Source organism: Clostridium budayi, assembly GCF_055396605.1.
Window position 1 is genome coordinate 2176932 of sequence record NZ_AP042456.1, and the last position, 24993, is coordinate 2201924.

General features: G+C 27.7%; 26 protein-coding genes. 3 read left to right on the plus strand and 23 right to left on the minus strand.

What is annotated here, in order from left to right; all coding sequences use genetic code 11:
- Positions 1 to 173 precede the first annotated feature (173 nt).
- The 9 genes from ACZ5TJ_RS10435 to ACZ5TJ_RS10475 all read right to left on the minus strand — a co-directional run bounded on the left by ACZ5TJ_RS10435 (position 174) and on the right by ACZ5TJ_RS10475 (position 6161).
- The gene (locus ACZ5TJ_RS10435; RefSeq protein ID WP_464202317.1) at positions 174 to 779 is read right to left on the minus strand and encodes a DUF3793 family protein; all 606 of its coding nucleotides are present in this window, start codon (positions 777 to 779) and stop codon (positions 174 to 176) included.
- Between the two features lie 23 nt (positions 780 to 802).
- On the minus strand, positions 803 to 1228 hold the full coding sequence (locus ACZ5TJ_RS10440; RefSeq protein WP_464199458.1) for a flavodoxin: 426 nt from the start codon (positions 1226 to 1228) through the stop codon (positions 803 to 805).
- Between the two features lie 166 nt (positions 1229 to 1394).
- A complete protein-coding gene (locus ACZ5TJ_RS10445; RefSeq protein ID WP_464199459.1) occupies positions 1395 to 1817 on the minus strand; it encodes a flavodoxin in 423 nt (140 codons plus the stop codon).
- Between the two features lie 127 nt (positions 1818 to 1944).
- Positions 1945 to 2613 carry an amino acid ABC transporter ATP-binding protein gene (locus ACZ5TJ_RS10450; RefSeq protein WP_464199461.1) on the minus strand — a complete coding sequence of 223 codons (669 nt, stop codon included), beginning with the start codon at positions 2611 to 2613 and terminating at the stop codon, positions 1945 to 1947.
- 11 nt (positions 2614 to 2624) lie between these two features.
- Positions 2625 to 3266 (minus strand): amino acid ABC transporter permease, encoded by a 642-nt coding sequence (locus tag ACZ5TJ_RS10455; protein WP_464199463.1) that lies wholly within the window; start codon positions 3264 to 3266, stop codon positions 2625 to 2627.
- Positions 3266 to 4075, minus strand: a complete 810-nt coding sequence (locus ACZ5TJ_RS10460) for an amino acid ABC transporter substrate-binding protein (protein ID WP_464199465.1) — start codon at positions 4073 to 4075, stop codon at positions 3266 to 3268. Before ACZ5TJ_RS10460 ends, ACZ5TJ_RS10455 begins: the two co-directional genes overlap by 1 nt.
- Positions 4076 to 4162: 87 nt before the next feature.
- Entirely contained in the window at positions 4163 to 4501 is a 339-nt protein-coding gene (locus ACZ5TJ_RS10465; protein WP_464199467.1) for a hypothetical protein, read from the minus strand.
- Between the two features lie 278 nt (positions 4502 to 4779).
- On the minus strand, positions 4780 to 5724 hold the full coding sequence (locus tag ACZ5TJ_RS10470) for an SPFH domain-containing protein (RefSeq protein WP_045724192.1): 945 nt from the start codon (positions 5722 to 5724) through the stop codon (positions 4780 to 4782).
- A 2-nt stretch (positions 5725 to 5726) separates the two neighbouring features.
- Complete coding sequence (locus tag ACZ5TJ_RS10475) at positions 5727 to 6161, minus strand: NfeD family protein (protein ID WP_464199470.1); 435 nt, start codon at positions 6159 to 6161, stop codon at positions 5727 to 5729.
- 272 nt (positions 6162 to 6433) lie between these two features.
- Between ACZ5TJ_RS10475 and ACZ5TJ_RS10480 the strand changes: the two genes are divergently transcribed.
- The gene (locus tag ACZ5TJ_RS10480) at positions 6434 to 8341 is read left to right on the plus strand and encodes an NAD(+) synthase (protein ID WP_464199472.1); all 1908 of its coding nucleotides are present in this window, start codon (positions 6434 to 6436) and stop codon (positions 8339 to 8341) included.
- 110 nt (positions 8342 to 8451) lie between these two features.
- Here the strand turns inward: ACZ5TJ_RS10480 and lacG are convergent, their stop codons facing one another.
- The 4 genes from lacG to ACZ5TJ_RS10500 all read right to left on the minus strand — a co-directional run bounded on the left by lacG (position 8452) and on the right by ACZ5TJ_RS10500 (position 12903).
- Positions 8452 to 9879: a 6-phospho-beta-galactosidase gene (gene lacG, locus ACZ5TJ_RS10485; RefSeq protein ID WP_054200112.1), complete on the minus strand. Its 1428-nt coding sequence runs from the start codon at positions 9877 to 9879 to the stop codon at positions 8452 to 8454.
- A gap of 51 nt (positions 9880 to 9930) precedes the next feature.
- Positions 9931 to 11583 carry a PTS lactose transporter subunit IIBC gene (locus ACZ5TJ_RS10490; RefSeq protein ID WP_054200113.1) on the minus strand — a complete coding sequence of 551 codons (1653 nt, stop codon included), beginning with the start codon at positions 11581 to 11583 and terminating at the stop codon, positions 9931 to 9933.
- A gap of 75 nt (positions 11584 to 11658) precedes the next feature.
- Entirely contained in the window at positions 11659 to 11973 is a 315-nt protein-coding gene (locus ACZ5TJ_RS10495; RefSeq protein ID WP_054200114.1) for a PTS lactose/cellobiose transporter subunit IIA, read from the minus strand.
- A 174-nt stretch (positions 11974 to 12147) separates the two neighbouring features.
- Positions 12148 to 12903, minus strand: a complete 756-nt coding sequence (locus ACZ5TJ_RS10500; RefSeq protein WP_054200115.1) for a DeoR/GlpR family DNA-binding transcription regulator — start codon at positions 12901 to 12903, stop codon at positions 12148 to 12150.
- A gap of 499 nt (positions 12904 to 13402) precedes the next feature.
- On the opposite strand from ACZ5TJ_RS10500, the gene ACZ5TJ_RS10505 reads away from it, so the two are divergent.
- Positions 13403 to 14968, plus strand: coding sequence for a glycosyl hydrolase 53 family protein (locus ACZ5TJ_RS10505; protein ID WP_464199476.1), 1566 nt, complete (start codon positions 13403 to 13405; stop codon positions 14966 to 14968).
- 160 nt (positions 14969 to 15128) lie between these two features.
- Here ACZ5TJ_RS10505 and ACZ5TJ_RS10510 read toward each other — a convergent pair whose 3' ends face one another.
- Positions 15129 to 15506: a PH domain-containing protein gene (locus ACZ5TJ_RS10510; RefSeq protein ID WP_045724189.1), complete on the minus strand. Its 378-nt coding sequence runs from the start codon at positions 15504 to 15506 to the stop codon at positions 15129 to 15131.
- A 59-nt stretch (positions 15507 to 15565) separates the two neighbouring features.
- A complete protein-coding gene (locus ACZ5TJ_RS10515) occupies positions 15566 to 16222 on the minus strand; it encodes a deoxynucleoside kinase (protein ID WP_464199478.1) in 657 nt (218 codons plus the stop codon).
- Between the two features lie 269 nt (positions 16223 to 16491).
- Between ACZ5TJ_RS10515 and ACZ5TJ_RS10520 the strand changes: the two genes are divergently transcribed.
- Positions 16492 to 18063, plus strand: a complete 1572-nt coding sequence (locus ACZ5TJ_RS10520) for a DEAD/DEAH box helicase (protein ID WP_464199480.1) — start codon at positions 16492 to 16494, stop codon at positions 18061 to 18063.
- Positions 18064 to 18096: 33 nt separating this feature from the next.
- On the opposite strand, the gene ACZ5TJ_RS10525 is transcribed toward ACZ5TJ_RS10520, so the two are convergent.
- From ACZ5TJ_RS10525 to ACZ5TJ_RS10560, 8 genes are all read right to left on the minus strand, one after another.
- Positions 18097 to 19029 carry an alpha/beta hydrolase gene (locus ACZ5TJ_RS10525; protein WP_464199482.1) on the minus strand — a complete coding sequence of 311 codons (933 nt, stop codon included), beginning with the start codon at positions 19027 to 19029 and terminating at the stop codon, positions 18097 to 18099.
- Between the two features lie 113 nt (positions 19030 to 19142).
- Positions 19143 to 19274 carry a hypothetical protein gene (locus ACZ5TJ_RS10530; protein ID WP_464199484.1) on the minus strand — a complete coding sequence of 44 codons (132 nt, stop codon included), beginning with the start codon at positions 19272 to 19274 and terminating at the stop codon, positions 19143 to 19145.
- A gap of 96 nt (positions 19275 to 19370) precedes the next feature.
- Positions 19371 to 20222 carry an NAD(P)/FAD-dependent oxidoreductase gene (locus ACZ5TJ_RS10535; protein ID WP_464199486.1) on the minus strand — a complete coding sequence of 284 codons (852 nt, stop codon included), beginning with the start codon at positions 20220 to 20222 and terminating at the stop codon, positions 19371 to 19373.
- A 12-nt stretch (positions 20223 to 20234) separates the two neighbouring features.
- Positions 20235 to 20549: a thioredoxin gene (gene trxA, locus ACZ5TJ_RS10540; protein ID WP_464199488.1), complete on the minus strand. Its 315-nt coding sequence runs from the start codon at positions 20547 to 20549 to the stop codon at positions 20235 to 20237.
- Positions 20550 to 20731: 182 nt separating this feature from the next.
- Entirely contained in the window at positions 20732 to 22444 is a 1713-nt protein-coding gene (locus tag ACZ5TJ_RS10545; RefSeq protein ID WP_464199490.1) for an ABC transporter ATP-binding protein, read from the minus strand.
- Between the two features lie 10 nt (positions 22445 to 22454).
- Positions 22455 to 23126: an ABC transporter ATP-binding protein gene (locus tag ACZ5TJ_RS10550; RefSeq protein ID WP_464199492.1), complete on the minus strand. Its 672-nt coding sequence runs from the start codon at positions 23124 to 23126 to the stop codon at positions 22455 to 22457.
- Entirely contained in the window at positions 23119 to 23880 is a 762-nt protein-coding gene (locus ACZ5TJ_RS10555; protein WP_464199494.1) for an ABC transporter permease, read from the minus strand. The genes ACZ5TJ_RS10550 and ACZ5TJ_RS10555 overlap by 8 nt, the downstream gene beginning before the upstream one ends.
- A complete protein-coding gene (locus ACZ5TJ_RS10560; RefSeq protein WP_464199496.1) occupies positions 23855 to 24835 on the minus strand; it encodes an ABC transporter substrate-binding protein in 981 nt (326 codons plus the stop codon). Before ACZ5TJ_RS10560 ends, ACZ5TJ_RS10555 begins: the two co-directional genes overlap by 26 nt.
- Positions 24836 to 24993: the final 158 nt, after the last annotated feature.

Genomic DNA, 24993 nt, shown 5'->3' on the forward strand with positions numbered 1-24993 from the left:
AAATTAAAGACCACATAATATTATATAACTTTTCCTCCTCATCTTTTTGAATTTTTTGTAAATTTTTTAATGCAAAACAAAATTTTTTATATAATAAAAAAACTACATTATATAGTTATATATTTTATATAAAAAGGAACTTTTATTATAAAAAGTTCCTTTTACACCATATACTATAGCATTGATATTATTTTTTCCGTTTCATATTCTTCTATTATATAGTTTAAAATACGTTCTTTAGATTCATCATACTTTTTAAATATGTTTAAAGCATTTTCACAGTTATTATAAACTTTCCAGTATCCACATAATAAACATTTTTTATTACTACACTCCATAAAATCTACAACATCTGTTAGTGGTATTCCTAGGAATATCCCAAGTTCATGTGGACAATTATATAATTTATATCTTTCTGAAAGCTTATCTAAATAACTTTCTAACTTAGAACTTACTTCATATCCAAGTTTCATTAAAAATTGTTTTATTTCTTTATCTTCTAGACATTTACTTAAATTGCTACTTGAATAAATAAGTAAAATCATTGCTCTATCATCTTCTCTTAAAACTTTATATTTTAAATTTACTTTATTTAAAAATATATCCTTATGATTATTCCATATAAAGTATTCTTTACTATCTTTCTTTAAAGTGATAGTTGAAGATGGTTTAAAACCACTTAAAACTGGTGCTAGTAAAAACAACATAAATTTTTCAAAATATTCAACACCGTTCATTTCCTTTAATTTTTCCATAAATTTTTTAAGCTTCGTCTCCATCTTCAAATCACTACTCCTAATTTTTAATATTTAGATATTTTTAATCCTATATCTATTAATTTCTTTTCATCATCACCTTCTGGTGCTTCATTTACTATAACTTCTCTTTCAATAAGTTCTGCTCCTAGACTTTCCATTCTTTCTTCCCATATATTCATCCATTCACCTGTTCCCCAACCATATGATCCGAATAGAACTAATTTTTTCCCTGAAACTTCTCCTGCTATTTCTTCAATAAATGGTTCCATTTCGCCTTCTTCTATAACTTCATCTCCCATAGCTGGAGAACCTAGTAATAATACATCGCAATTTTTAACGTCTTCAATTGAAGCTTCTGATACTTCTTTAAGAGTTACATCTCCATTACCTTCAGTAATACCTTTTGCTAAAAGCTCTGCCATAGTTTTAGTATTTCCTGTTCCACTCCAAAATATTATATTTGCTTTCATATTAAAACCTCTTTTCTAATTGATATTGATTATCATTATTTATTAATACTATATTATTGTTTTCTATTCTTGTCAATATTTTTTAGTAAAAAAATAGCAAGTTAACCTTAAAATTAACTTGCTAATGTATTTAAAACTTTTGGGGAATTGTTTATGATATAAATTTTTATTTTGCGATTCTCTTTCCTAGTTCAATTAACTTTTCTACATCGTCACCTTCTGGTGCTTCTTGAACAACAACTTCTTTTTCTAAAAGTTCTGCTCCGTTTTCTTCCATTCTATTTTCCCATTCTGTCATGTAAGCACCGCCGCCCCATCCGAATGATCCAAATAGAACCATCTTCTTACCAGATACTTCGCCTTCTATTGATTCTACAAAAGGTTCTACTTCTGACTCTTCTAAATTTTCAGCACCCATTGCAGGTCCTCCTAATAAAACTACATCACAGTTTTTAACATCATCTACTGACGCTTCACCAAATGTCATTAGGTTTACTTCTGCACCTTCTTCTTTAGCTCCTTTTGCAATTAAATTTGCCATTTCTTCTGTATTTCCTGTACTTGAATAGTATATTATATTAATTTTCATATTAATCTCTCTCCCTTTTCTAATGGATAATTATTATTTGTTAATAATATACCTCTAATACATTCTTATGTCAATAGATTTTACAAAATAATTCTTAGTATTTTTATAAGATTTTTTAAAAGTTATTTTAGCTTACTTTTAAATTACCATCTTCTAATTTTAATACTCTATCTGCAACATTATTTGCAAAAGCTATATCATGTGTAATTATCATAATTGCAATTCCTTTTTTACTTAAATCTTTTATTATATTTGAAACTTCAATAGTTGTTTTTGGATCTAGTGCAGATGTAGGTTCATCAAAACATAATACCCTAGGTTCCATCGCAAGAGCTCTTGCTATAGCAACCCTCTGTTTCTGTCCTCCTGATAATTCATTTGGATAGTTGTTCATTTTATCAGCTATAGATAAATTTTCTAAAATTTTAATAGCTCTATTTTTAGCATCTTCTTTTCTCATTTTTAACACCTTTATAGGTGCTTCTATTATATTTTCTAATACAGTCATGTGCGGAAATAAGTTAAAGCTTTGAAATACAACACCAATATCTTTTCTAATATTTTTTAGTTCTTTTCCTTCTTTATATATTCCATTATTACAAAGTTCTTTATTATTTATTTTTATTTGTCCATCATCACATTTTTCAAGTGCAGTTATACATCTTAAAAGAGTTGTTTTTCCTTCTCCTGATTTTCCAACAACAACAATAACTTCACCCTTATCTATAGTTAAATTTAAATTTTCAAATATACTATTATCTCCAAAACACTTTTTTAATCCTAAAACCTCTAGCATAATTTCTCCTCCTATCTATAATAACTAAATTTCTTTTCAAATTTTTTAAATAAAAATGTAAGCACTATAATTATTAAAAGATATATAACTCCAACCAAAAGTAATGGAATAAGAGATGCATCCCTATTTGTAGCTATTTTTCCAACCATTAATATATCTTGAAGTCCTACTATATAAACTAATGCAGTATCTTTAACTAAACTTATAACTTCATTACCAATTGGCGGTATAACTTTTTTAATTGCCTGAGGCAAAATTATTCTTATATAAATATCCCATTCAGATAAGCCAAGCATTTCACATGCTTCAAACTGACCATTATCAACAGCCTCAATTCCACCTCTAAATATTTCTGCAAAATATGCTCCATAATTTAATACAAAAGCAAAAATTGCAGCTGTAAATCTTCCAAATCTAACTCCAACTAAAGGAAGACCAAAGAATATAAAGATTATTTGTAGTAAAAGAGGTGTTCCTCTCATTATTAATATATAAAAATCTATTATTCTCTTTGTAATTACATTACCTTTTATTCTTAAAATTGAAGCTATCATTCCAAGAGGTATTGACATAATTAATGTTAATATAAAAACTGATAGTGTTATTTTTAATCCTCCAAGTAATTGAAATGTTATGACTCTAATATTCTCCATTATTCTTCCCCCTTAATTACAATATCTTTTCCAAACCATTTTTCTGATATTTTTTTAGCTTCCCCATCATCTATAACTTCTTTTAATCCTTTATTTATTTCATTCTTTAATTTAGTATCACCTTTTCTTATACCAATTCCAAAATACTCTCTTCCAAAGTCATCTTTTAAAACTCTGTATTTATCATTTCCTCTTTTATTCATATAATATCTTGCAAGAACTTCATCAGCTACTACTCCATCAATTCTTCCTGAATCTAAGTCCATTAACGCATCATTATTTGACTGATACTCAATTACTCCACCATTACTTAAACTATCTACAAACTTTTTATCTTTCATTAAAGCATCTGAAGCACTAGAAGCAGCTTGTACACCTATCTTCTTTCCTTTAAAATCATTCTTACAATTTATTTTTGAATTACTTCTAACTATTATTACTTGCCTATCACTTATATACGGATTAGAAAAATCAATTTGTTTTTCTCTTTCCTTTGTAATTGAATATCCATTCCAGATTAAATCTATATTTTTATTTCTAAGTTCTGTTTCTTTCATAGTCCAATCAATTGCTCTAAATACTATTTTTTTATTTATCTTCTTTGAAATAGCTTTCGCTAAATCTATATCAAATCCAACAACTTGTCCATCATTATTCACAAACCCCATAGGAACAAATGTATCATCATAACCTACAGTGATTATTTCATCATTTTGCTCTTTATTATTTTCATTTAAGAAATGTACTATTATAAATCCAATAAAAATTATTATTATCCATACTAATAAGTTCATAAAATTCTTCTTCACAGTATCCCCTCCTCACTTTATTACTTTATCATGCTAAAGTAATAAAGTCAATAAAATAGCTTCAAGTTTTTCCCTTGAAGCTTTAAATTATTTACCAAGTATTTCTTTAAGGCTACCACTAATTTGGTCTACATGCCCTTCAACCGTATTTCTATCTTTTAATATTACATTATCTATACTCTCTTTATCTTCTTCTAAATCATGCTTTAAATTTTTATATTCTTTAACTAAATCACTAATGTCTTCTGTACTATCTTTTATATCTTTATCACTTATTTCAGGTAATTTAAAATTAACTGAAACATTCTCATCTTTTGTGTCACTTTTTTTGCTATTTTCTTGCTTTGAAATATTATCTTGAGTACAGCCTATTAATCCAATAGCAAAAATACTTATCATAGTAACAACTAGTACAAGTTTTTTCATATATACCTCCTTAATAAATGAGATATATCTATATTACGATTTTATTTCTCAGTATTTCAACCTTATTTATAAACTTTTACATATTGTTAATATAAAGAATACCTATAAAAAGCAAATTTATAGATTGTATTGAAATACTTTCCACTGCAAGTGTTTTGATACATTTATTCATTCTAAGCAATTAAATGTATTATTTATATCTATTAAATATACTAAAAAATAATATAGGCCATATCAAAATTAATATGACTTAAATTTTGATACAGCCTTTTATATTTTTATTCTTTATTTCCTTTAAGCATTTCAGCAATAGCTGCTATACTTCCAAGTGATGATAATGTTTCATTTGGCAGAATAAGCTTATTAGCTGGATTATTAGCCATTTCTTTTAATGCTTCAATTTGTTTTAATGCTATTACAGTTTCATTTGTTCCTGATTGTATAATAGCTTCATTTACTTTTCTAATAGCTTCTGCTTCTGCTTCTGCAATTTTTGCTATAGCTTTAGCTTTACCTTCAGCTTCAAGTAATTGAGATTCTTTAAGACCTTCAGCTCTTCTAATATTAGCTTCTTTTTCAGCTTCAGCTGTTAATATTTGTGATTGCTTTTCACCTTCTGCCTTTTCAATTTGAGATTGTCTGCTACCTTCAGCTTGAAGTATCATAGCTCTCTTATCTCTTTCAGCCTTCATTTGCTTTTCCATTGCATTTTGAATTTCTGATGGTGGTATTATATTTTTAATTTCTACTGATAATATTTTAATACCATAAGCATCTGTAATTTCATCAATTATAATAAGTAATTCTTGGTTTATTTTATCTCTTCCTGATAATACTTCATCTAATGTCATATTACCAATTATATTTCTTATATTAGTTGTTGCTGAATATACTATACCAGCTCTATAATCTTCAATGTTATAAACTGCATCTTGTGCATTTAAAAGTTTATAGAAGATAACATTATCTACTGATATATTAACATTATCCTTTGTTATAACTGTTTGAGGTGGTACGTCAATAATTTGTTGTTTTGTTGAAACTTTCTTTCTAACAAAATCAGCAAATGGTATTGTAACATGCCAACCTGGTTCTAAAACTCTGTGGAATTGACCAAACCTTTCTACTACATATAAGTATCCTGTGTTTACTATCTTTATTGATGATAAAATAATTATCAATATTAATAGTACAATTACTATAGCAATTATTAATCCTGCCATTATTATTCCTCTCCTTTATACTTTTTTATTTTTAATTTACTACCTACTATACCTGTGATTATTAACTTATCACCCTTTAGTATCTCTTCCCCCTCATTCACTACGGCCCAGTATATTCCAGAAACCTTTAATCTACCTTCTTCTTTTATGTTCTCTTCGGAGTTAAAAATTCTTCCTATATACGTTTCTTCCATTAATGGTTTTGATTTTATATCTGTTTTAAATTTTTTTCTTGCAAATGGTACTCCAACCGCTATTGCTATTACACTTACTATTCCAGCAATAATCACTTGAATTATAAAACTAGCCCCTACTAAATTAGCTATCATCGCTAAAAATGTTCCTATTGCAATAAAACAGAATAAGAATGCACTAGTTAGAATATCAATAGCAATTAAAATTATTGTAAGCACTATCCAAAATATTGTTAAGGTCATATAATCCCCCTCCTATTACACTTATTACCATTATATCATTTTCTAATTTTTTTATCCCTCATTTCTATGATTTAATTATATATTTACAATTATCATTTTACAATTCCTTTTTTATCTCTTTAAGTAGTATTCATTACCTTTTAAAGTGTATTTAATAATCTTTTCTTCCATTTCCATTGATTTTCTAATATTTTCATCTTATTATTGTTATATATAGGATAGAAAGTTGTAATACTATTTATAACAACAATACGTACGGGAGATGATAAATTATGGATTTTATAAAAATAGCATCAGCCTGTCCTAAAACCAAGGTAGCAGATGTTAAATATAATGTAGGAGAAATCTTAAAATGTATAGATGATGCTGAGATTAAAGGATCTAAAGCAATTGCCTTTCCTGAGCTTTGCGTAACATCTTATACTTGTGGAGATTTATTTCTTCAAAGTAGATTACTTGATGATGCGCTAAAAGGTATAGTATCAATTGCTGTAGAAACATCTAATATTGATATGCTTATAATGGTTGGAGCACCTCTTTTAAAAGGTTGTAGCCTTTATAATTGCTCATTTGTTCTATTTAAAGGTAAAATACTTGGAATAGTTCCTAAATCATATATTCCAAATTATAGTGAATTTTATGAAAAGAGATGGTTCACTGAAGGTGCAGCTATAGTTGATGAAAAAGTTGATCTTCCATTCCAAAAAGATATTCCATTTGGAACTAATTTAATATTTAAATGCGATGATTTCTCTTTTGGATGTGAAATATGTGAAGATCTTTGGGTAACAATTCCACCTAGTTCATATTTAGCACTTGAAGGTGCAAATATTATATTTAACCTTTCAGCCTCAAACGAATTAGTATCTAAAGCTGATTATAGAAGAAGCTTAGTTTCAAACCAAAGTGCACGTTCATTATGTGCTTATGTTTATTCTTCTGCTGGAGTACATGAATCAAGTACTGATTTACTTTTTAGTGGACATTTATTAATAAGCGAAAATGGAACAATGCTTAAAGAAAATGAAAGATTCCAAAGAGAGAATGAAATTATATATGCTGATATAGATGTATTTAGATTAAATTCTGAAAGAATGAAAAATTTAAGCTTTAGAGATTCTTCAAGACTCTCTCCATTTAAAGCTAAATTTATAGAATTTAATTATGATTCATTAACATTAGATCATTTTGATAGATATGTTGATAAGCATCCTTTTGTTCCTTCAAGAAAAGAAGAAATGACTTTAAGATGCAAAGAAATATTTAATATTCAAGCTGCAGCACTTGCAAAAAGACTTGAACATGTTGGTCTTAAAAAAGCTGTTATTGGAATATCTGGTGGTTTAGACTCAACTCTTGCATTACTTGTTATAGTAAAAACATTTAAACTTCTAAATATAGATAATAAAAATATTATAACTATAACTATGCCTGGGTTTGGAACTACAGATAGAACTTACAATAACGCATTAACTCTTTGCAAAGAGTTAAACTGTGATTTAAGAGAAATAAATATAGTAAAGGCATCCCTTCAACATTTTGAAGATATAGGTCACGATAAAGATATTCATGATGTTACTTATGAAAATGTTCAAGCAAGAGAAAGAACTCAAATTCTTATGGATATTGCAAATAAAGAAGGTGGCTTACTAATTGGTACAGGAGATTTATCAGAACTTGCACTTGGTTGGTGTACATATAATGGTGACCATATGTCAATGTACTCAGTAAATCCATCAATTCCTAAAACTTTAGTTAGATATTTAGTTAATTACGTTGCAGAAAATGAATCATCAGAAGCTGCTAAATTAACTTTACTTGATATATTAGATACTCCAGTAAGCCCTGAGCTTCTACCAAAAGATGAAAAGACAGGAGAAATATCTCAAAAGACTGAAGATATCGTAGGACCTTATGAATTACATGATTTCTTCTTATATCATTTTATTAAACATGGTTCTTCTAAGGAAAGAATTTTATTCTTAGCTAAAAAAGCATTCAAAGATGAATACTCAGAAGAAACAATTGAAAAATGGCTTGATAAATTCTTATGGAGATTCTTCTCTCAACAATTTAAGAGAAGTGCTCTTCCTGATGGACCAAAGGTTGGATCAATTTCTTTAAGTCCACGTGGAGACTTTAGGATGCCATCTGATGCATCAGTAAATTCTTTTAGATAAATATTTTAAATTATAATAAAAACAACCGCACATTAATTAATGTACGGTTGTTATTTTTTAGTCTTTAAAGAAGTTTATATTTTTTTATAAATATACTTATAAGACCTATTCTAATAATCTATAACATTTTCATCATATAAAATTTTGTCTTCTGAAATCTTTTTAAACCAATAAGCACTCTTCTTTGGATATCTCTTTTGGTTTTCAAAGTCTACATAGAACAACCCATAACGTTTATTATATCCATTACTCCATGATAAAACATCCATAAGTGACCATACGAAATAACCTTTGATTTCAACGCCTTCGTTTTTTGCCATTAAAATAGCTTCTAAATGCTTCTTTATATAATCTATACGAGGATTATCTTCTATTTTTCCATCTACAAAATCATCTTTATACCCCATACCATTTTCTGTAATATAAATCTTTTTATAGTTTGGATATTCATTCTTTATTCTTATAAGCATATCATAAAGTCCTTTTGGATAAATAGGCCAATCCCAATCAGTAGTTTCAACTTCAGGATTATTAACTCTCTCTCCTATCCCCTTCAATGCAAAAATACTTGTACCCTTTTCACCTGTACCATTATGATGAATTCTACTTTCTCCATTATAAGCTTTTAAAAAGTGGCTAGAATAATAATTCATTCCTAAGAAATCTATTTTTTGTGCTGCTAATTTTATAACTTCTTCGTCACCTTCATAAATTTTTAATTCACCATTATTTTTATTAAGAATATCATTTATAATTTCTAATGTCTCTTTATCATATTTTCCCTTAAAGCAAGCGTCTAACATAAAACCATTTGAAATAGTATAGTCTAATTTAGCTGCTAATTTATCTTCTTCTGAATTTGTTATTGGATATTTTCCTTCAAGTGTATGAACTATTCCAATTTCTCCATTTAAATTCATACTCTTATAAAGTTCAATTACTTTTGCATGAGCTACCATCATGTTGTGCATAGATTGAACTGCTTTTTCAATATCATACTTTATACTTGGTGGAAAATTCCCAGCTATATATCCATTTTGAGCAACAGCCCAAGCTTCATTAAATGTTATCCATTTTGTAACCTTATCTCCAAAATTCTCAAAACAAACTTTAGCAAAATTAACGAAGTGATCTATATTTTTTCTATCTAGCCAATCCCCATTTTTAAATAAATCAAGTGGTGAATCAAAATGATGTAATGTTACAAAAGGTTCTACTCCTCTTTCTATACATTCATTTATAAGATTTTTATAAAACTCTATCCCCTTTTTATTTACTCCTTCAACACCGTTTGGGATAATTCTGCTCCAAGATATAGATATTCTAATGCCATTTACTCCAAATTCATTTGATAATTTTAGATCTTCACTATATTTATGATAAAAATCACTTGCAATATCTCCATTAAAATTGCTTTCTGGTCTATTTAAATATTCATCCCAAATACAAGGTCCTCTTCCATCTTCTCTAGCTGCACCTTCTGCTTGATATGCGGCTGTAGCTCCACCAAAAATAAAATCATTATCGAATTTATACATACTCATATTCTCCTCTATCTCTTATATACAGTAATTTAAAATTATAAAAGTTTAACTATTTATAATATCTAATGCAAACTTTAAAGCTCCATCTGAATCCCTTGTTAATTTTACATATTGTACTCCAGATGTTGTTGCAGACTTCGTTCCCTTTGCTTCGCAATCTTTTTGAAGTTCATTGTACATTGAAGCCATTTGAGGTGCTAAAATAATTAAGTCAAAATCAGAAATTATTTCTTTATGTTGCCCATAAGCCATTGCTGTAGATTCTAAGTTGATATTGTTTTCTTTTGCACCTTTTGATATTGCATTTGCTAACATACTACTTGTAGCTCCACTTGCACAAAGTACTAAAACATTTAAATCTTTATCATTTTTAGCCTCTATTTTTATATCTTTAACCTCAATAGGTTCTTCTTTTACTTCTAAGTTATTATTTTTAAGCTCTTCCTCAGCTAATTGTGCGTCATATACTTTAAAGAATGGATAATACATTATAAAGTCTACTACAAGTAATAATGGTGCTAAAACAAATGATAGTGTAGCAAAGCCTGTACCTAAAATTAATCCAATAGGTGCTGGAGTTGTCCATGGAAGAGTATATACAAATCCATTCATACCTAGATTTTCAATAAAGAATTTAAATATCCAAACATTGGCTATTGGAGTTAATATAAATGGTACAAAGAATATTGGATTTAATACAATTGGTGCTCCAAATAATACTGGTTCATTTACAGCACATGCAACTGGAATAATAGATGTTTTTCCTAAAGCCTTTAACTGTTTAGACTTAGCCATAAATGCAAACATTACTGTCAACATTAAAGTTGCACCAGTTCCTCCTATTGTAGCAACAAAATATGATGTTCCATGAGTTAGTACATTAGTTGCTTGTTCACCTGATTGGAATAATAATAAATTTGCTTCAACATTAGCTATATATATAGCTGTTACTGCTGGTTCAACGATTGATGGTCCATGAATTCCAACAAACCAGAACATTGCCATAGAACCATAAATTATAGCTAAACCTAAGTATCCGTCAGCTGCAGTAAATAGTGGTTTTAATACTTCTAAGATCCATGCACTGAAACACATTCCTGAAAATTTAACGAATAAGATATCAAATATCCAGAAGAATAAAACTGAAATAGCAAGTGGAATTAAATCTGCAAAAGTTTGAGAAATGTTTTTAGGAACTTCATCTGGCATTTTTATAGTTATATTATTTTTTACACAGAACTTATATATATTAGGAACAATAAATGCAACTATAAATCCTGCTAAAAGTCCCTTAGTTCCCATATAAGTACTTGAGAAACCACCTTCAATTTCTTCAACACTTATTAATAGGAAACATATTATTGATACAATCATTACTGAAACAATATTTATTTGCCTTATCTTTGTTAATTTAGCATTAAAGTTTTCAGCTAAGCTTTTTGCAATTGTAGCAACCATTAATACTGCTAATATTCCCATGGAATAGTTATAAGCTTTCCATAGAGTAGCCTCTATATTAGCTGGCCAGTAATACCCAAGTATGTTAGGAACGCAAGCTACTAATATAAATATACTTGAAAATAATACCACAGGAATACAGCTTACGAATCCATCTCTAATTGCTCTTAAATAAGGGTTTTTAGATACCTTCTCAAAAAATGGTTTCATTTTTTCTACTAACTTAATTAACTTTCCCATCTTAAAATAAACCTCCTCTATTTTAAATAGGAATAAAATTTTTATTTATCCCTATTTTATATACTTTTAATAGCACTAATTGATTTTCTTATATATTTTTATAAAGTTATTAACAATATCTCTTAAAAGCATTACTGTCATTAAATGATCTTGAGCATGTGCTAATAAGAAACTCATATCTACGCTTTCACCTGATGCTTCCATTTGAATCATTTTTGTTTGTGTTTTATGAGCTTCATCTATAAATTCTGATGCTTCTTTAATTAATTTTTCAGCTTCATCAAAATTACCTTCATTTGCGAAATCTAAAGCTTGTATATATTTTGATCTAGCATCACCTGCATAAGCCACTATTTCTAATGTTATAAATTCTAACTCTTGTTTTGTCATTTTTAATTCCTCCTAAATATTAAATAATTTTATTTTTATATAAAAATTTTACTAATCTTGATATTCTCTACTATTTAATTTATGGCATGTCCATAGCTATTTGGTAACCTTTACATAGAGAGTAGTATTTTACATGTTCCTTTAAACTAAAATGTTCTAAAAATATAATCTATTTTATTCACTAATAATTTTGCAATATTTTGAATACTTTTCTCTTAAATCATCATCTAAATTAGACTCTGTTACAAGAGCAGTTATATCATCTAATTTATATAATGTATAAAAATCTTCTTTTTCAAATTTTGTATAATCGCAAATTAAATATCTCTCTATAGAATTATTCATTATTATCTTTTGACATTGTCCCTCTTCTTCATTTGATGTCATAATATTATTATCTGAAATACCATTAGCTCCAATAAAGGTTTTATTTACCCTTATCTTACTTAGTAGTTCGTTAGCAAAACTTCCTACAAAAGTATTTGTTTTTGGTCTTAATCTACCACCAATTAATATAGATTCAAATTGATTATTATCTTTACATTTTTCAAATATGCTGAGACAATTTGTTATTATTTTAATGTTATCTGCTTTTATATAATCACATATATGTTCTGTTGTTGTTCCAGGTCCAATATAAATATTATCGTTATTTTTTATTAATGATGCTGCTACTTTAGCAATCTCAATTTTGTTAGAAATATTTATATTTCTTTTTTCAGTTTGTGAAAGTTCTTCAAATTTGGCTTTATCAACACTTCTAGCTCCTCCATGGATTCTAATTAGTAAGCCTCTATCTTCTAAAAACCTTAAATCACGTCTTATTGTCATTTCAGTTGCTTTAAGTTTTTCCGTTAAATCTGTCACTTTTATTATTCCAAATTTATCTAAAGCTTCTAATATGATTTCATGTCGTTGCTCCTTTAACATACTATCCTCCCCCGTACCTAATATATTTTGTTATTTACCTTTTAGGTTTAATTTTTATCCCTTTTTTTTGCTTTTGTTTATATTTATATTACATCTTTGTTAATATATTTTCTGATTTTCTGTTTACGTTTGGTTTTTATCTTTTTTTTTTGTTTTTGTTTATATCCATATTGTACCTTCTCAAAATAACAGCTTCAACATCCATTTTAATCCATCTATTCTTATCTAACCATATTATTACTATTTTTCTTTATTTTTCTTTTATTTTCTTTAATTTAACATTTTATTGCCATTTTTCTTTTTGTTTGTTTCTAACATAAATTAACATTTATGTATTTACACAGCAATTCGTTGTTGATATACTCTTTTTAAAGACGTCTTTATTTTTATTAACTTTTAGAAAAATTACTTCTAAAAACTAAAGATAAAAAATATTTTTAAATATAATCTCTAAACCTTTTAATTTTAATATTAAAACTTTATTTTTGGAGGTAAATTTATGTTAAAAAAATTAAAATCTATTATTTTTTCTGTTTTATCTTGCTCATTATTGTTTTCTACAAATATTAATAATAGTTTAGTTACTGCAAATGCAACAACTAATTCTAATATTGCTAAAGGATCTGATATAGGATGGGTTAGTCAATTAGAAGATATGGGGATAAGCTGGGTAGACGATAACGGAACTACTGCTGATCCTATAAAAATTCTTAAAGATAAAGGAATTGACTCTGTCAGATTAAGAGTTTTTGTTGATCCTCCTAAAGATTATAAATGGACTAAAAAAGATGGGACAACTTGCCTTTTAGGTTACTCAGATAAGGAAAATGTTGTAGCTATGGCTAAAAGAGCAAAAGAACTTGGTATGAAAGTAATGATTGATTTTCATTATAGTGATCATTTTGCTGATCCAGCATATCAAGATAAACCAAAAGCTTGGGAGAACCACAGCTTTGATGAGTTAAAAAAAGATGTATATAATCATACATTAGATGTTATGACTGCTTTAAAGGATGCTAATATTTCTCCTGATTGGGTTCAAATAGGAAATGAAACTAATTCTGGTATGTTATGGCCTGATGCTAATATATGGACTGGAGGTAGTACCCCAGATGTTAGTAAATGGTCTGAATTAATTAATCAAGGTTATGCTGCAGTAAAACAAGTTAGTAACTCTTCAAAGGTCATACTTCATTTAGCTCATGGATATGATAATTCATTGTTCAGAAATGTGTTTGATGCTTTAGAAAAAGCAAATACTAATTATGATGTAATAGGAATGTCTTACTATCCTTATTGGGAAGGATCCGATTATACTCAAAGTATTAATGAAATATCTTATAATTTAAATGATATGGCTTCTCGATATAATAAAGAGGTAATGATTTGTGAAGTAGGTGGCCTAGAAGATGAGGCTACTGAAACATATAATTTAATTAAAGCTACTATACAAGCAGTTGAAAACGTTCCTAATGGCAAGGGTATTGGCGTATTTTATTGGGAACCTGCTGTTACTTCTTCTGTTCTACCAGATGAATATCCTTTAGGTGCTTGTACGGAGGTTTCAAATAATGTTTTAAAATTTACAACAGCAATGGATGCTTTTAAAGATTCTGCATTTAATAAATTTCCAAATACTAATGCAACTTATAAAATAATAAATCGTATTAGTGGAAAAGCACTAAATGTATCTGGTGGCTCAAAAGAAAACGGTGCAACTATAGAACAATACACTTATTACGGATGGGATAGCCAAAAATGGAAATTAATTGACTTAAATAATGGATATTATAAAATTATGAATGTAGGAAGTGGTAAAATTCTTGATACATCAGCTTCTTCCTTAGATAATGGAGCCTCAACTATCCAATGGTCAGACAATAACGGATGGAATCAACAATGGAAATTCTATACTACAAACGATAATTATTATAAGATACAAAATAGAAATAGTTCAAAAATATTAGATATTGAAGCTTCTTCTAAAGAAGAATGTGCACCTAATATTCAATGGACTGATAACGGTGGATGGAATCAAATGTGGGTATTGGTTGAAGTAGATTAGTATATATTTTTTACTATAACTATTAAATCTTTAACGTAAAGTGATATCCATATCAAGAAGTTAAAAATTAGTAAACTATAAAAAAGAACCTATATAAAATAGATAACTTTTTTAGTTATCTATTTTATAGGTTCTATCTTTTATAAAAATCTCTTTTTTTCTATCTACAAACTAATTGTGCTAATATAGACTGTATTTCATATATATCTACACCTTTAGTAAATTGCTTTTGTATTGGTTCTGCTGTACTTGAAATCCATATCTTTAATTCTGAATCTAAATCAAAATGTCCTGCTGACTCTATTGAAAAATGAGTTATACTTTTATAAGGTATACTGTGATATTCAGTTTTCTTTCCTGTAGCACCTTGAACATCTATCATTATAAGCCTTTTATCAGTGAAGATCATTGTATCTCTTATAAGCTTGTATGCTTTTAATACCTCTTCACCATTCCAAAGTAACTTTCCAAAATCTTTAACAACAGAATCTCTTGAAATTTCTGAAGCATTTCCTAATATTCCACCAAATAACCCCATCCTTATTCATCTCCCTTTATAAAATAATTATATATTATTATACCATATATTAATTATTCTTATTTTATTTCTCTTACTTCTTCAAGTTTTTCTTTAACTAATCTAACTAATTCTTTTTCATCTTCTTTATTATTTACAACATCCATCTTGTCCATATCTATTATTAATACTTCTGATGCTTTATAATGATTTTGTACCCAATCATCATAATCTTTCCATAAGAATTCATAGTAATCTTTTAAATCATCATCAACTTCAAAGTCTCTTCCTCTAAGTTTTATTCTATTTAAAACTGTTTCAAAAGAACCTTTTAAATAAACCATAACATCTGGAGACTTCTTAGGTAATTCTTCAAGTTCTTCCATCATGTTATTTAAAAGATTTTCATATATAGACATTTCAAGATCAGATATTCTTCCAAGTTCCATATTCTTCTTTGCAAAATACCAATCTTCATAAATTGATCTATCTAAAACATTATTATCATTAACTAATGCTTCTTTTATACTTTTAAATCTAGTATTTAAAAAGTATAGTTGTAATAAAAATGGATATCTTTTTTTGTTTATCTCTTCTTCTGTTTCACTATAAAATAAAGGAAGTATTGGATTATCATCAACACTCTCATAAAATACATCTGAATTTAAATATTCCCCTAATATTTTGGCAACTGAACTTTTACCAAGCCCTATCATACCACCAACTACTATCACCATATCTCACCTATCCTCTTTGTATATTCTAAGTATGTCAATTGAAAATTGCTTAATATTAAGGATACAAATTATTTCATTTTTAGTCAATACTATCTTTAATTTTACACAAAAATTTCTTTTTCTTAAATATTACTTTTAATGTAATAGATTACTTGATTAAATGTGTGAATGTGCCTTTACAATTACCCTCAATATACTATATACTTAATAAGTTGATAAAAATTATTATAGATTGTACGGTACAAATATAAACATGAAGGGAAATTTGAATGAATAATATAAAATTTGAAAATTTAAACTTAAGAGAAAATATCTTAAAGGCAATAACTGATTTAGGATATGAAGCACCTTCTGCTATACAAGCAGAAAGTATACCACTAGCTACTGAAGGATATGATATTATAGGGCAAGCACAAACAGGAACTGGAAAAACTGCTGCTTTTGGTTGTTCTATTCTTAATACATTTGAAAAATCAAAACACGTTGGAGCGTTAATACTTACACCAACTAGAGAACTTGCAATCCAAGTTTATGAAGAATTTAATAAACTTACTAAATACGAAAAGATTTCTGTTCTTCCTGTATACGGGGGAGACTCAATAACAAAGCAAATAAAAGCTTTAAACAATCATGTTGATATAGTTGTTGGTACTCCAGGAAGAGTTCTTGACTTAATTAGAAGAAAAAAACTTATATTAGATCATGCTAATTATCTAGTACTAGACGAAGCAGACGAAATGCTTAATATGGGATTCATTGATGATATAGAAAGCGTAATAAATGAACTTCCTGAAGATCGTCAAACTCTTTTATTCTCTGCAACAATGCCACCTCAAATTAAAAAATTAGCAAAAAAATACATGAAACCTGACCTTAAGCATATTGAAATTAAAAAGGTTGCTATGACTGTTTCAAAGATTAAGCAAACATACTTTGAAGTTAATCATAGAAATAAATTTGAAGCATTATGTAGAGTTTTAGATTTTGATACACCTGAAATAGCTATAATCTTCTGTAAGACTAAAAAAGGTGTTGACGAACTAGTAGAACAAATGCAAAGCAAAAACTATGTTGTTGAAGGAATGCACGGAGATATGTCACAACAACATAGAATGAAGACTTTAAAGAGATTTAAAGATGGTTCATTAAACTTCTTAGTTGCTACTGATGTTGCTGCTAGAGGAATTGACGTTGATGGTGTTACTCACGTTATAAACTATGATTTAACTCAAGACGTTGAAAGCTATGTTCATAGAATAGGAAGAACTGGTAGAGCTAACAGAGAAGGTACTGCTTACTCATTCGTTACTCCAAGAGAAAATTCTATGATGAGAGAAATTAAAAGAGTTACTAAAGGTAATATAGAAAAAGCTCAATTACCTACAGTTGAGGAAATATTAGATAAAAAGCTTAAAGATAAATACTCAAGTATAGAAGGCGTTCTACAAAAGAAAGCATACAAGAAGTATTTACCACTAGCTGAAGAAATATTAGAAAATTTCGATCCTGCTGATGCTTTAGCTGCACTTTTAAAAATGCAATTTGATAATGAAATGTCATTTGATTACAAAGAAAATGCATTAGGTACACCTAAATCAGAAGACGTTAGATTATTCTTCTCAATAGGTAAGAGAGAAAAATTATCACCAAAGAAATTTGTTCAATTCATTACTGAAAAAGCTAAAGTTAAAGGATCAAAAATCAATAAAATTGATATCCTTGAAAACTTCTCATTCGTTTCAGTTGAACCTGATATAACTGAAAAAGTTATAGCTAAATGTTCAGGAATTAAGCTTAACGGTAGAAGAGTTAACGTTGAAGTAGCTACTAAAAGAAAATAATTAGTATATTAAAAGCATTAAGGAAACATTTCCTTAATGCTTTTTTAAATCTTCTGCTTCTTTTAAAAAGTTATGTAACATAGTTTTATAGTTATCTTTTTCTTTTGCCAAACAAACCATATGTTCTGCATCTTTAACTTCAAGAAATTTATCAAAACTTTTATTTCTGCTCTCATACATTTCCTTGCTCATTCTAAAGGGAACTTTTGTATCTAATGTTCCATGAACAAAAAATATCGGTATATTTAAATATTTTATATCTTTAATCGGTGATATTTCATCGAAGCTAAAGTTACATTTTCTTTTTAACTTCTTATTTAATAAATAATAAATTATATTAAATGGTGCTTTAGCTTTCTCATGTATTTGATATTTCATAAGCTCTTTTCCATCTGAGTAACCACAATCTGCAACTATAAAATCTACATTTTCTTTATAAGCACCGTACATAAGACAAGTTGCTGCTCCCATTGATTGCCCATGTAGACCTATAAATGCTCCTTCTTTGAGTTTTGATTTTAATATTTCATGCCATATACTTAAGTCTTCCTTTTCGTGCATTCCATAACTTACATATTTTCCTTCACTATTTCCATGACTTCTCATATCTATTAAAAGAACATTAAATCCTTCATCTAAAAACAGCTTTACAAATGGACTATGTATTATATGATTTGCTGTATATCCATGAACTAGTATAACTCCTTTATCACCATTTTTATATTTTTCATAATAATATCCTTTAAGTTTATATCCATCTTTTGATACGCATTCTATTTCTTCATAATTAGATTTTTCTAAAATATTTTCTAATTCACTATTATATAAATTTCTATTTTTTAATACTTCTATTGCTATCTCATCTGTCTTTCTATCTGCCATGATAGCATTTTTATATGTATATTCTACTAATATAATTACACTTAATAATATAATAATGCATGCTACTAATATTACCTTTACCATTTATTCCTCCTAAGATTTTTTACTATATATAAATTAAAAAGAGCAGCAAATATAATAAATATTACGCTACTCTCTTTAAATAAAATATTCTACAAGCATAAATTAATCCTTTCTTATTTTGAAGTAAGCTCTTCTGATAACTTTTTAAGCTCTTCAAAATTTAATAATGAAAGACTTTCTCTTGTATATTCTTTTTCTGAAGCTTCTTTAATTCTTGATATAAGTACTTCTCTATGATCTTTCATTTTAATTCCCCCCTTAAATTATACGTTTAAAAATATATTATAATGTATATTATATCCTTGTCAACAAAAAAAGTGTCAGAAATTCTGACACTTTTTTTATCCTAAATATGATGTTGCACTAAGTGCTGCAATATTGCCTTCTCCAGCTGATTTTATATACTGATAAGGCTTACCTACGCAGTCTCCTGCTGCAAAACAACCTTTAATATTTGTCTGCATAAGTCTATCTACCTTTATGTGTCCATCTTCAATTTCAAGTCCTGGTACTAATTGAGTAGGTGGAACAGCATTTTTAAGTAAAAATACTCCATCTGTTTGTATTTCACTATCTGTAAATACTACTTTTTCTACGTGGCTTTCGCCCACAATTTCTAAAGGCTTATCATTTATTACTTTTATATTATCATTTAATTTATATTCACCTTTATATAGTGGTACATAGAATACTTCCTCTGCAAGCTCGCTTACAAAATTAGCTTCTTCTTCTCCCTCTTCCATATAACTAATTATAGTTACTCTCTTACCTTTATAAAGAGGTGCATCACAAGTTGCACAGTATCCTACACCTTTTCCAATAAACTGCTCTTCACCTTTTAATGGTTTTGTGTATTCTATTCCTGTTGCTAAAATAACTGATCTTGCTTCATACATCTTTTGATTGACCATTAAAGCAAAATAATCTCCCATAGAATAAATATTGTTTATTCTTTCTTTAGTTATTTCTATTCCCATCTTAGTTATGTGTTCTTTAAAATTATCTGAAAGGTCTTTTCCTGTACCACCGCAAAACCCTAAATAATTATTGATTTTAGGTGCTCTTTCTAACTTCTCACTAAAGTTATCACTTCCAAATATTATAAAGGATTTATTTCTAATCTTTGCATTAAGGGCCGCAGATAGTCCAGCAGGTCCGCTACCTACTATTGCAATATCATATCTTTCATTCATAGAATCATCCTCTTACATATTCTTTTCTATTAAAGCTTTTATTTGCTCCTTTGGTAAGAAACCTACAACAGTATCAACATTTTCTCCATCTTTAAATACTTTTAATGTTGGTATACTTTGTATTCCGTATCTTGTTGCTACTTCTGGACTTTCATCAACGTCAACCTTTACGAATTTAACGTCTCCCATTTCAGTTTCTAATTCATCTATAATTGGAGCAATCATCTTACATGGTCCACACCAAGTTGCAAAAAAGTCAACTAGTACTACTCCTTTATTTTCTAAAACTTCTGTATTAAAATTATTATCCCCGATATGTCTTGGCATAATAAACTCCTCCTTCTCAATATACCCCTAAGGGGTATTTTATCTTTTTTATTAATTCTAATACTTTTTATCTTAATAGTCAATACTATTTTTAACTATTATTCTTTTATTATTCTTATGCAGTTTTAAAAAGGACAAAAAGTTAATTGACTCTTTGTCCTTTTATATAAAATCTTATTAAATTAGCTTAATTTCATTGATGAATCATATAATTTTTTGTAAACTCCATCTTTTTGCATAAGTTCTTTATGACTACCTATTTCTTCAATTCCATTATCAGTTAATACAACTATTTCATCTGCATTTCTTATTGTTGATAATCTATGCGCTACCACAATAGTAGTTCTACCTTTGCAAAGTTTCTCTAAGGATTTTTGTATCATATATTCTGTAGTATTATCTAAAGCTGACGTTGCTTCATCTAATATTAATATCTTAGGATTTTTTAAGAATACTCTTGCAATAGATATTCTTTGCTTTTGCCCACCAGATAACTTAACTCCTCTTTCTCCAATGAAAGTATCATATCCATCCTTTTGTTCCATTATAAAGTCATGAATATTTGCCATTTTACAAGCATTTATAACTTCTTCATCTGTTGCATTCATATTACCATAAAGAATATTTTCTTTTATTGTTCCTGTAAATAAAAATACATCTTGTTGAACCATACCTATATTATTTCTAAGTGACTCTAGTTTTACGTCATAGATACTTTGTCCATCTATTTTAATGTCACCACTGTCTATATCATAAAACCTTGGAATAAGATTACAAAATGTTGTCTTACCACCACCTGATGGTCCAACTAAGGCAAACATCTTTCCTGAATCAATTTTAAGTGATATTCCTTCTAATATCTTTTTATCTTCATAACTAAAGTGTACATCTTTAAATTCTATTGTGCCCTTAACATCTTTTAGTTCTACACTATTTTCATTGTTTTCTTCAGGCTTTATTGAAAGTGTATTTATGAATCTATGGAAACCACTCATTCCATTTTGATATTGTTCCATAAAGTTTATAAGTTTCTTTATTGGATCTGTAAACATCTTTATATATAAAACATATGCCATAAAATCTCCTATGGAAATCTTATCGTATAATGTAAATATTCCCCCTGCAATTAAGGCAACATAGTTTAATATATCAACAGCTAAATTAGCTCCTGAAAAATACTGTGCCATAACTTTATAAGCTTTTTCTCTTGCAAGTTTAAATCTGCTATTCCCAACTTCAAACTTTTCTATTTCCTGTTCTTCTGTTACAAAAGCTTTTGAAACTTTAATTCCTGAAATGCTATTTTGTAACGTTGCATTTACAAAGCCAGTTTCTTCTCTAGTCTTTAAAAAAGCTTTATGCATTCTCTTTCTTTGAATGAAAGTAAATATAACTATTACTGGAATAAAAGCAAATATTATAAGTGTTAAAGTAACATCAATATTTACAAGTATTAAAAATGATCCAATTAACATTATTAATGAAATAAATAAATCTTCAGGTCCATGGTGTGCAAGTTCTGAAATATCATTTAAATCATTAACTATTCTAGACATTATATCCCCAGTTTTATTGTTATCAAAATAGCTATTTGGAAGTTTTTGAAGATGAGTAAACAAATCTCTTCTCATATCTCCTTGCATTCTAACTCCAACAACATGTCCCCAATATTGCATAAAATATCCGCATATTGCTTTTACAATAAATATTCCAATTAAAACTATTCCGAATATAACTATCATCCTAACATTTTTATTAGGAATAGTAATATTTATAAGCTCTTTTGTCATATATGGATAAACTAAATCACATACAGCTGCTATAAGTGCTACAAATATATCTAAGAAAAATAATTTCTTATACGGTTTATAATAATTAATAAATTTTTTAATCATGCGCTCCTCCCTACAATAAATTTATAATTTCTTCTTTATGTTTTTCTAAGTTCTCATTAAATATTCCCTTAATACCTAATGGAGTACCTGAAACTACAATAACCTTCCCCATAAAATATATACATTCATCTACATCATGGGTTACGAAAACTACTATTCTATGATCATTTAAAAATATATTTTTAAATTCTTTCATTATAGAGTACTTTGTTTTATAATCTAAAGATTTAAATGGTTCGTCCATAAGTATTATATCTGAAGGCTTTCCAAGTGCTCTTGCTATATTTACTCTTTGTCTCATACCTCCACTTAACTTTCCTGGATAAACATCTTTCCAATCCTCACCATTAACTTTTTTGAGTACATAATCTATTTTTTCTTTTAATTCATCTTTACTATAATATTTACATAATGCTAGTTCAATATTTTCATATACAGTAAGCCATGGTAATAATCTATCTTCTTGAAATATATAACTTACCCTTTCTTTACTAGCACCTATTATCTCTCCGCCATCTGGTTTTAAAAGTCCTGATATTAAATTTAAAATTGTACTTTTTCCTCTTCCAGACTCTCCTATTAAGCAATTTATCTTACAATTATCTAATTCTAAATTAAAATCTTTAAGTATATTTTTATCTCCAAAACTCTTATTTATATTTTTTAAAATTAATTTATGCATCTTCTTGCCACCTATAATACTTTCCAGTCAAAATTTTATTTAATAATTCAAATAATATTGATATTATTGCAATTATAACTATCCATGCAAATATACCTGGTGTATTAAAATTCATCTTTTCTAATTGAACTGCTGTACCAATTCCATACTTAGGTTGACCATGTACTTCTCCAGCTATTACAACTTTAAAAGCTAACGATAAACTTGGAACTAATACTTTCAATATATAAAATATTATATTTGGAATATACACTTTTCTGACTCTCTTTTTAACTGGTACTTCATATATTTCTAGCATTTCTTCTATCTTTTTATCTTTTTTAGTAAGAGTATTTACTATTCCATCATATAAAATAGGAAATACTATTGCAGTACCAACTACAAACGGTGCACTATTTTTATTAAACCATATAAGTGCTAATACAACTAATACTAATGTGGGAATTGTTTTACCTATAGAATTCAAAGGTTTTAAAAGATTATTTATAAAGGGGTACAAACTAGATAGTACCCCTATTATAGTTGCTAAAAGAAGTGCAATAGAAAAACTTACTAAACTTCTATAAAAACTACTTAGTACAGTTTTTACAAAATCTTTTCCTGTTACTATTTCAACTAGTGAATTATACACTTCTTGAAGCTTTGGAATATATATATCATTATTTATTTTATATGCAACAAGTTGCCATATAACTAATAATAAAATACATCCTAATATTATCTGTATTTTATTGTTCCATGTAGATTCCTTCATTTGGAATCTTTCCTCCTACTGATTTTTTATCAAAATCATATAACTTTTTAAAGTAAGTATTATATTCGTTCTTTGAATCCTTGATTGGTACATATTTTAAATTAGCTTTTTCCATAGCTTTTCCTATTATATCTTTATTTGCTGATACTCCTATTTTGCTACAGATTTCACCTATCTTATCTTTATTATCTACTGCAAAGTTTACACTTTCTTTTAATTCATCTAAGAATTTATCTACAAATTCTTTATTATTTTTAATTAAATCTTCTTTAACTATTACTGTTGCTTGAGGGAATCCATATTCTGTTTTATTTAACTTCTTCCACTCATCATTTATGTTCATAACTATATTTAAATTTGGTTTTTTAGCTAATACTTGACTTAAAGCTGGTTCTGGTATAACTGCAAACTTAGCTTTTCCTGAAAGAATAGTAGGTGCAAGTTCTGTTACTCCATTTAAGTAGCTAAATGTTACATCTTTGTTAGTATCTAATCCAAGTTTATTTAATACATCCCTTGTAACTATGTCTGGTGTAAGTCCTTTACCTATGTTATATATATCTTTTCCTTTTAATTCTTTTATATTATTTATCTTTTCAGTTGATACTAAATAGAATGATCCCCAACCTGTTGTTGCAGCGATTTTATATCCTGCTCCCTTATTATATTGAGTTGCAGCAACATTTGAAGGTACTATTGCAATATCAGCATCACCTTTCATAACATCCGTTACAAGTGTTTCAGGCGTCTTCTCTATTGTATAGTTTACCTTTATTCCTTTTTCAATTTCTTTATTATCATTTATAAGTTTAGCTGCAGACATTGCAGGTAATCCATCTGGAACAATTACTTTAATTTCTTTTGCAGGTTCTTCTGCTTTCTTTTCTGTTCCACATCCAATTAGTGTGAAAACTGAAAGCATAACAATTAAAATACTTGCTATTTTCTTTTTCATAATATCTCCTCCTTATATTTCTACATATATTATTGTGTTATTAAACTGAAAAAATGTATATAGTATATAGACTTACTAATTTTTTCTTTATATTAAATTATATCAAAAAAATTTATATATCTCTATAAATTTACCATGTATTTAATTGCACTATTATG

Excerpts from the sequence above, each read along its gene's own strand:
- ACZ5TJ_RS10435 (WP_464202317.1), bottom strand. The coding sequence starts at position 779 with ATGGAGACGAAGCTTAAAAAATTTATGGAAAAATTAAAGGAAATGAAC.
- ACZ5TJ_RS10440 (WP_464199458.1), bottom strand. The coding sequence starts at position 1,228 with ATGAAAGCAAATATAATATTTTGGAGTGGAACAGGAAATACTAAAACT.
- ACZ5TJ_RS10445 (WP_464199459.1), bottom strand. The coding sequence starts at position 1,817 with ATGAAAATTAATATAATATACTATTCAAGTACAGGAAATACAGAAGAA.
- ACZ5TJ_RS10450 (WP_464199461.1), bottom strand. The coding sequence starts at position 2,613 with ATGCTAGAGGTTTTAGGATTAAAAAAGTGTTTTGGAGATAATAGTATA.
- ACZ5TJ_RS10455 (WP_464199463.1), bottom strand. The coding sequence starts at position 3,266 with ATGGAGAATATTAGAGTCATAACATTTCAATTACTTGGAGGATTAAAA.
- ACZ5TJ_RS10465 (WP_464199467.1), bottom strand. The coding sequence starts at position 4,501 with ATGAAAAAACTTGTACTAGTTGTTACTATGATAAGTATTTTTGCTATT.
- ACZ5TJ_RS10470 (WP_045724192.1), bottom strand. The coding sequence starts at position 5,724 with ATGGCAGGATTAATAATTGCTATAGTAATTGTACTATTAATATTGATA.
- ACZ5TJ_RS10475 (WP_464199470.1), bottom strand. The coding sequence starts at position 6,161 with ATGACCTTAACAATATTTTGGATAGTGCTTACAATAATTTTAATTGCT.
- ACZ5TJ_RS10480 (WP_464199472.1), top strand. The coding sequence starts at position 6,434 with ATGGATTTTATAAAAATAGCATCAGCCTGTCCTAAAACCAAGGTAGCA.
- lacG (WP_054200112.1), bottom strand. The coding sequence starts at position 9,879 with ATGTATAAATTCGATAATGATTTTATTTTTGGTGGAGCTACAGCCGCA.
- ACZ5TJ_RS10490 (WP_054200113.1), bottom strand. The coding sequence starts at position 11,583 with ATGGGAAAGTTAATTAAGTTAGTAGAAAAAATGAAACCATTTTTTGAG.
- ACZ5TJ_RS10495 (WP_054200114.1), bottom strand. The coding sequence starts at position 11,973 with ATGACAAAACAAGAGTTAGAATTTATAACATTAGAAATAGTGGCTTAT.
- ACZ5TJ_RS10500 (WP_054200115.1), bottom strand. The coding sequence starts at position 12,903 with ATGTTAAAGGAGCAACGACATGAAATCATATTAGAAGCTTTAGATAAA.
- ACZ5TJ_RS10505 (WP_464199476.1), top strand. The coding sequence starts at position 13,403 with ATGTTAAAAAAATTAAAATCTATTATTTTTTCTGTTTTATCTTGCTCA.
- ACZ5TJ_RS10510 (WP_045724189.1), bottom strand. The coding sequence starts at position 15,506 with ATGGGGTTATTTGGTGGAATATTAGGAAATGCTTCAGAAATTTCAAGA.
- ACZ5TJ_RS10515 (WP_464199478.1), bottom strand. The coding sequence starts at position 16,222 with ATGGTGATAGTAGTTGGTGGTATGATAGGGCTTGGTAAAAGTTCAGTT.
- ACZ5TJ_RS10520 (WP_464199480.1), top strand. The coding sequence starts at position 16,492 with ATGAATAATATAAAATTTGAAAATTTAAACTTAAGAGAAAATATCTTA.
- ACZ5TJ_RS10525 (WP_464199482.1), bottom strand. The coding sequence starts at position 19,029 with ATGGTAAAGGTAATATTAGTAGCATGCATTATTATATTATTAAGTGTA.
- ACZ5TJ_RS10530 (WP_464199484.1), bottom strand. The coding sequence starts at position 19,274 with ATGAAAGATCATAGAGAAGTACTTATATCAAGAATTAAAGAAGCTTCA.
- ACZ5TJ_RS10535 (WP_464199486.1), bottom strand. The coding sequence starts at position 20,222 with ATGAATGAAAGATATGATATTGCAATAGTAGGTAGCGGACCTGCTGGA.
- trxA (WP_464199488.1), bottom strand. The coding sequence starts at position 20,549 with ATGCCAAGACATATCGGGGATAATAATTTTAATACAGAAGTTTTAGAA.
- ACZ5TJ_RS10545 (WP_464199490.1), bottom strand. The coding sequence starts at position 22,444 with ATGATTAAAAAATTTATTAATTATTATAAACCGTATAAGAAATTATTT.
- ACZ5TJ_RS10550 (WP_464199492.1), bottom strand. The coding sequence starts at position 23,126 with ATGCATAAATTAATTTTAAAAAATATAAATAAGAGTTTTGGAGATAAA.
- ACZ5TJ_RS10555 (WP_464199494.1), bottom strand. The coding sequence starts at position 23,880 with ATGAAGGAATCTACATGGAACAATAAAATACAGATAATATTAGGATGT.
- ACZ5TJ_RS10560 (WP_464199496.1), bottom strand. The coding sequence starts at position 24,835 with ATGAAAAAGAAAATAGCAAGTATTTTAATTGTTATGCTTTCAGTTTTC.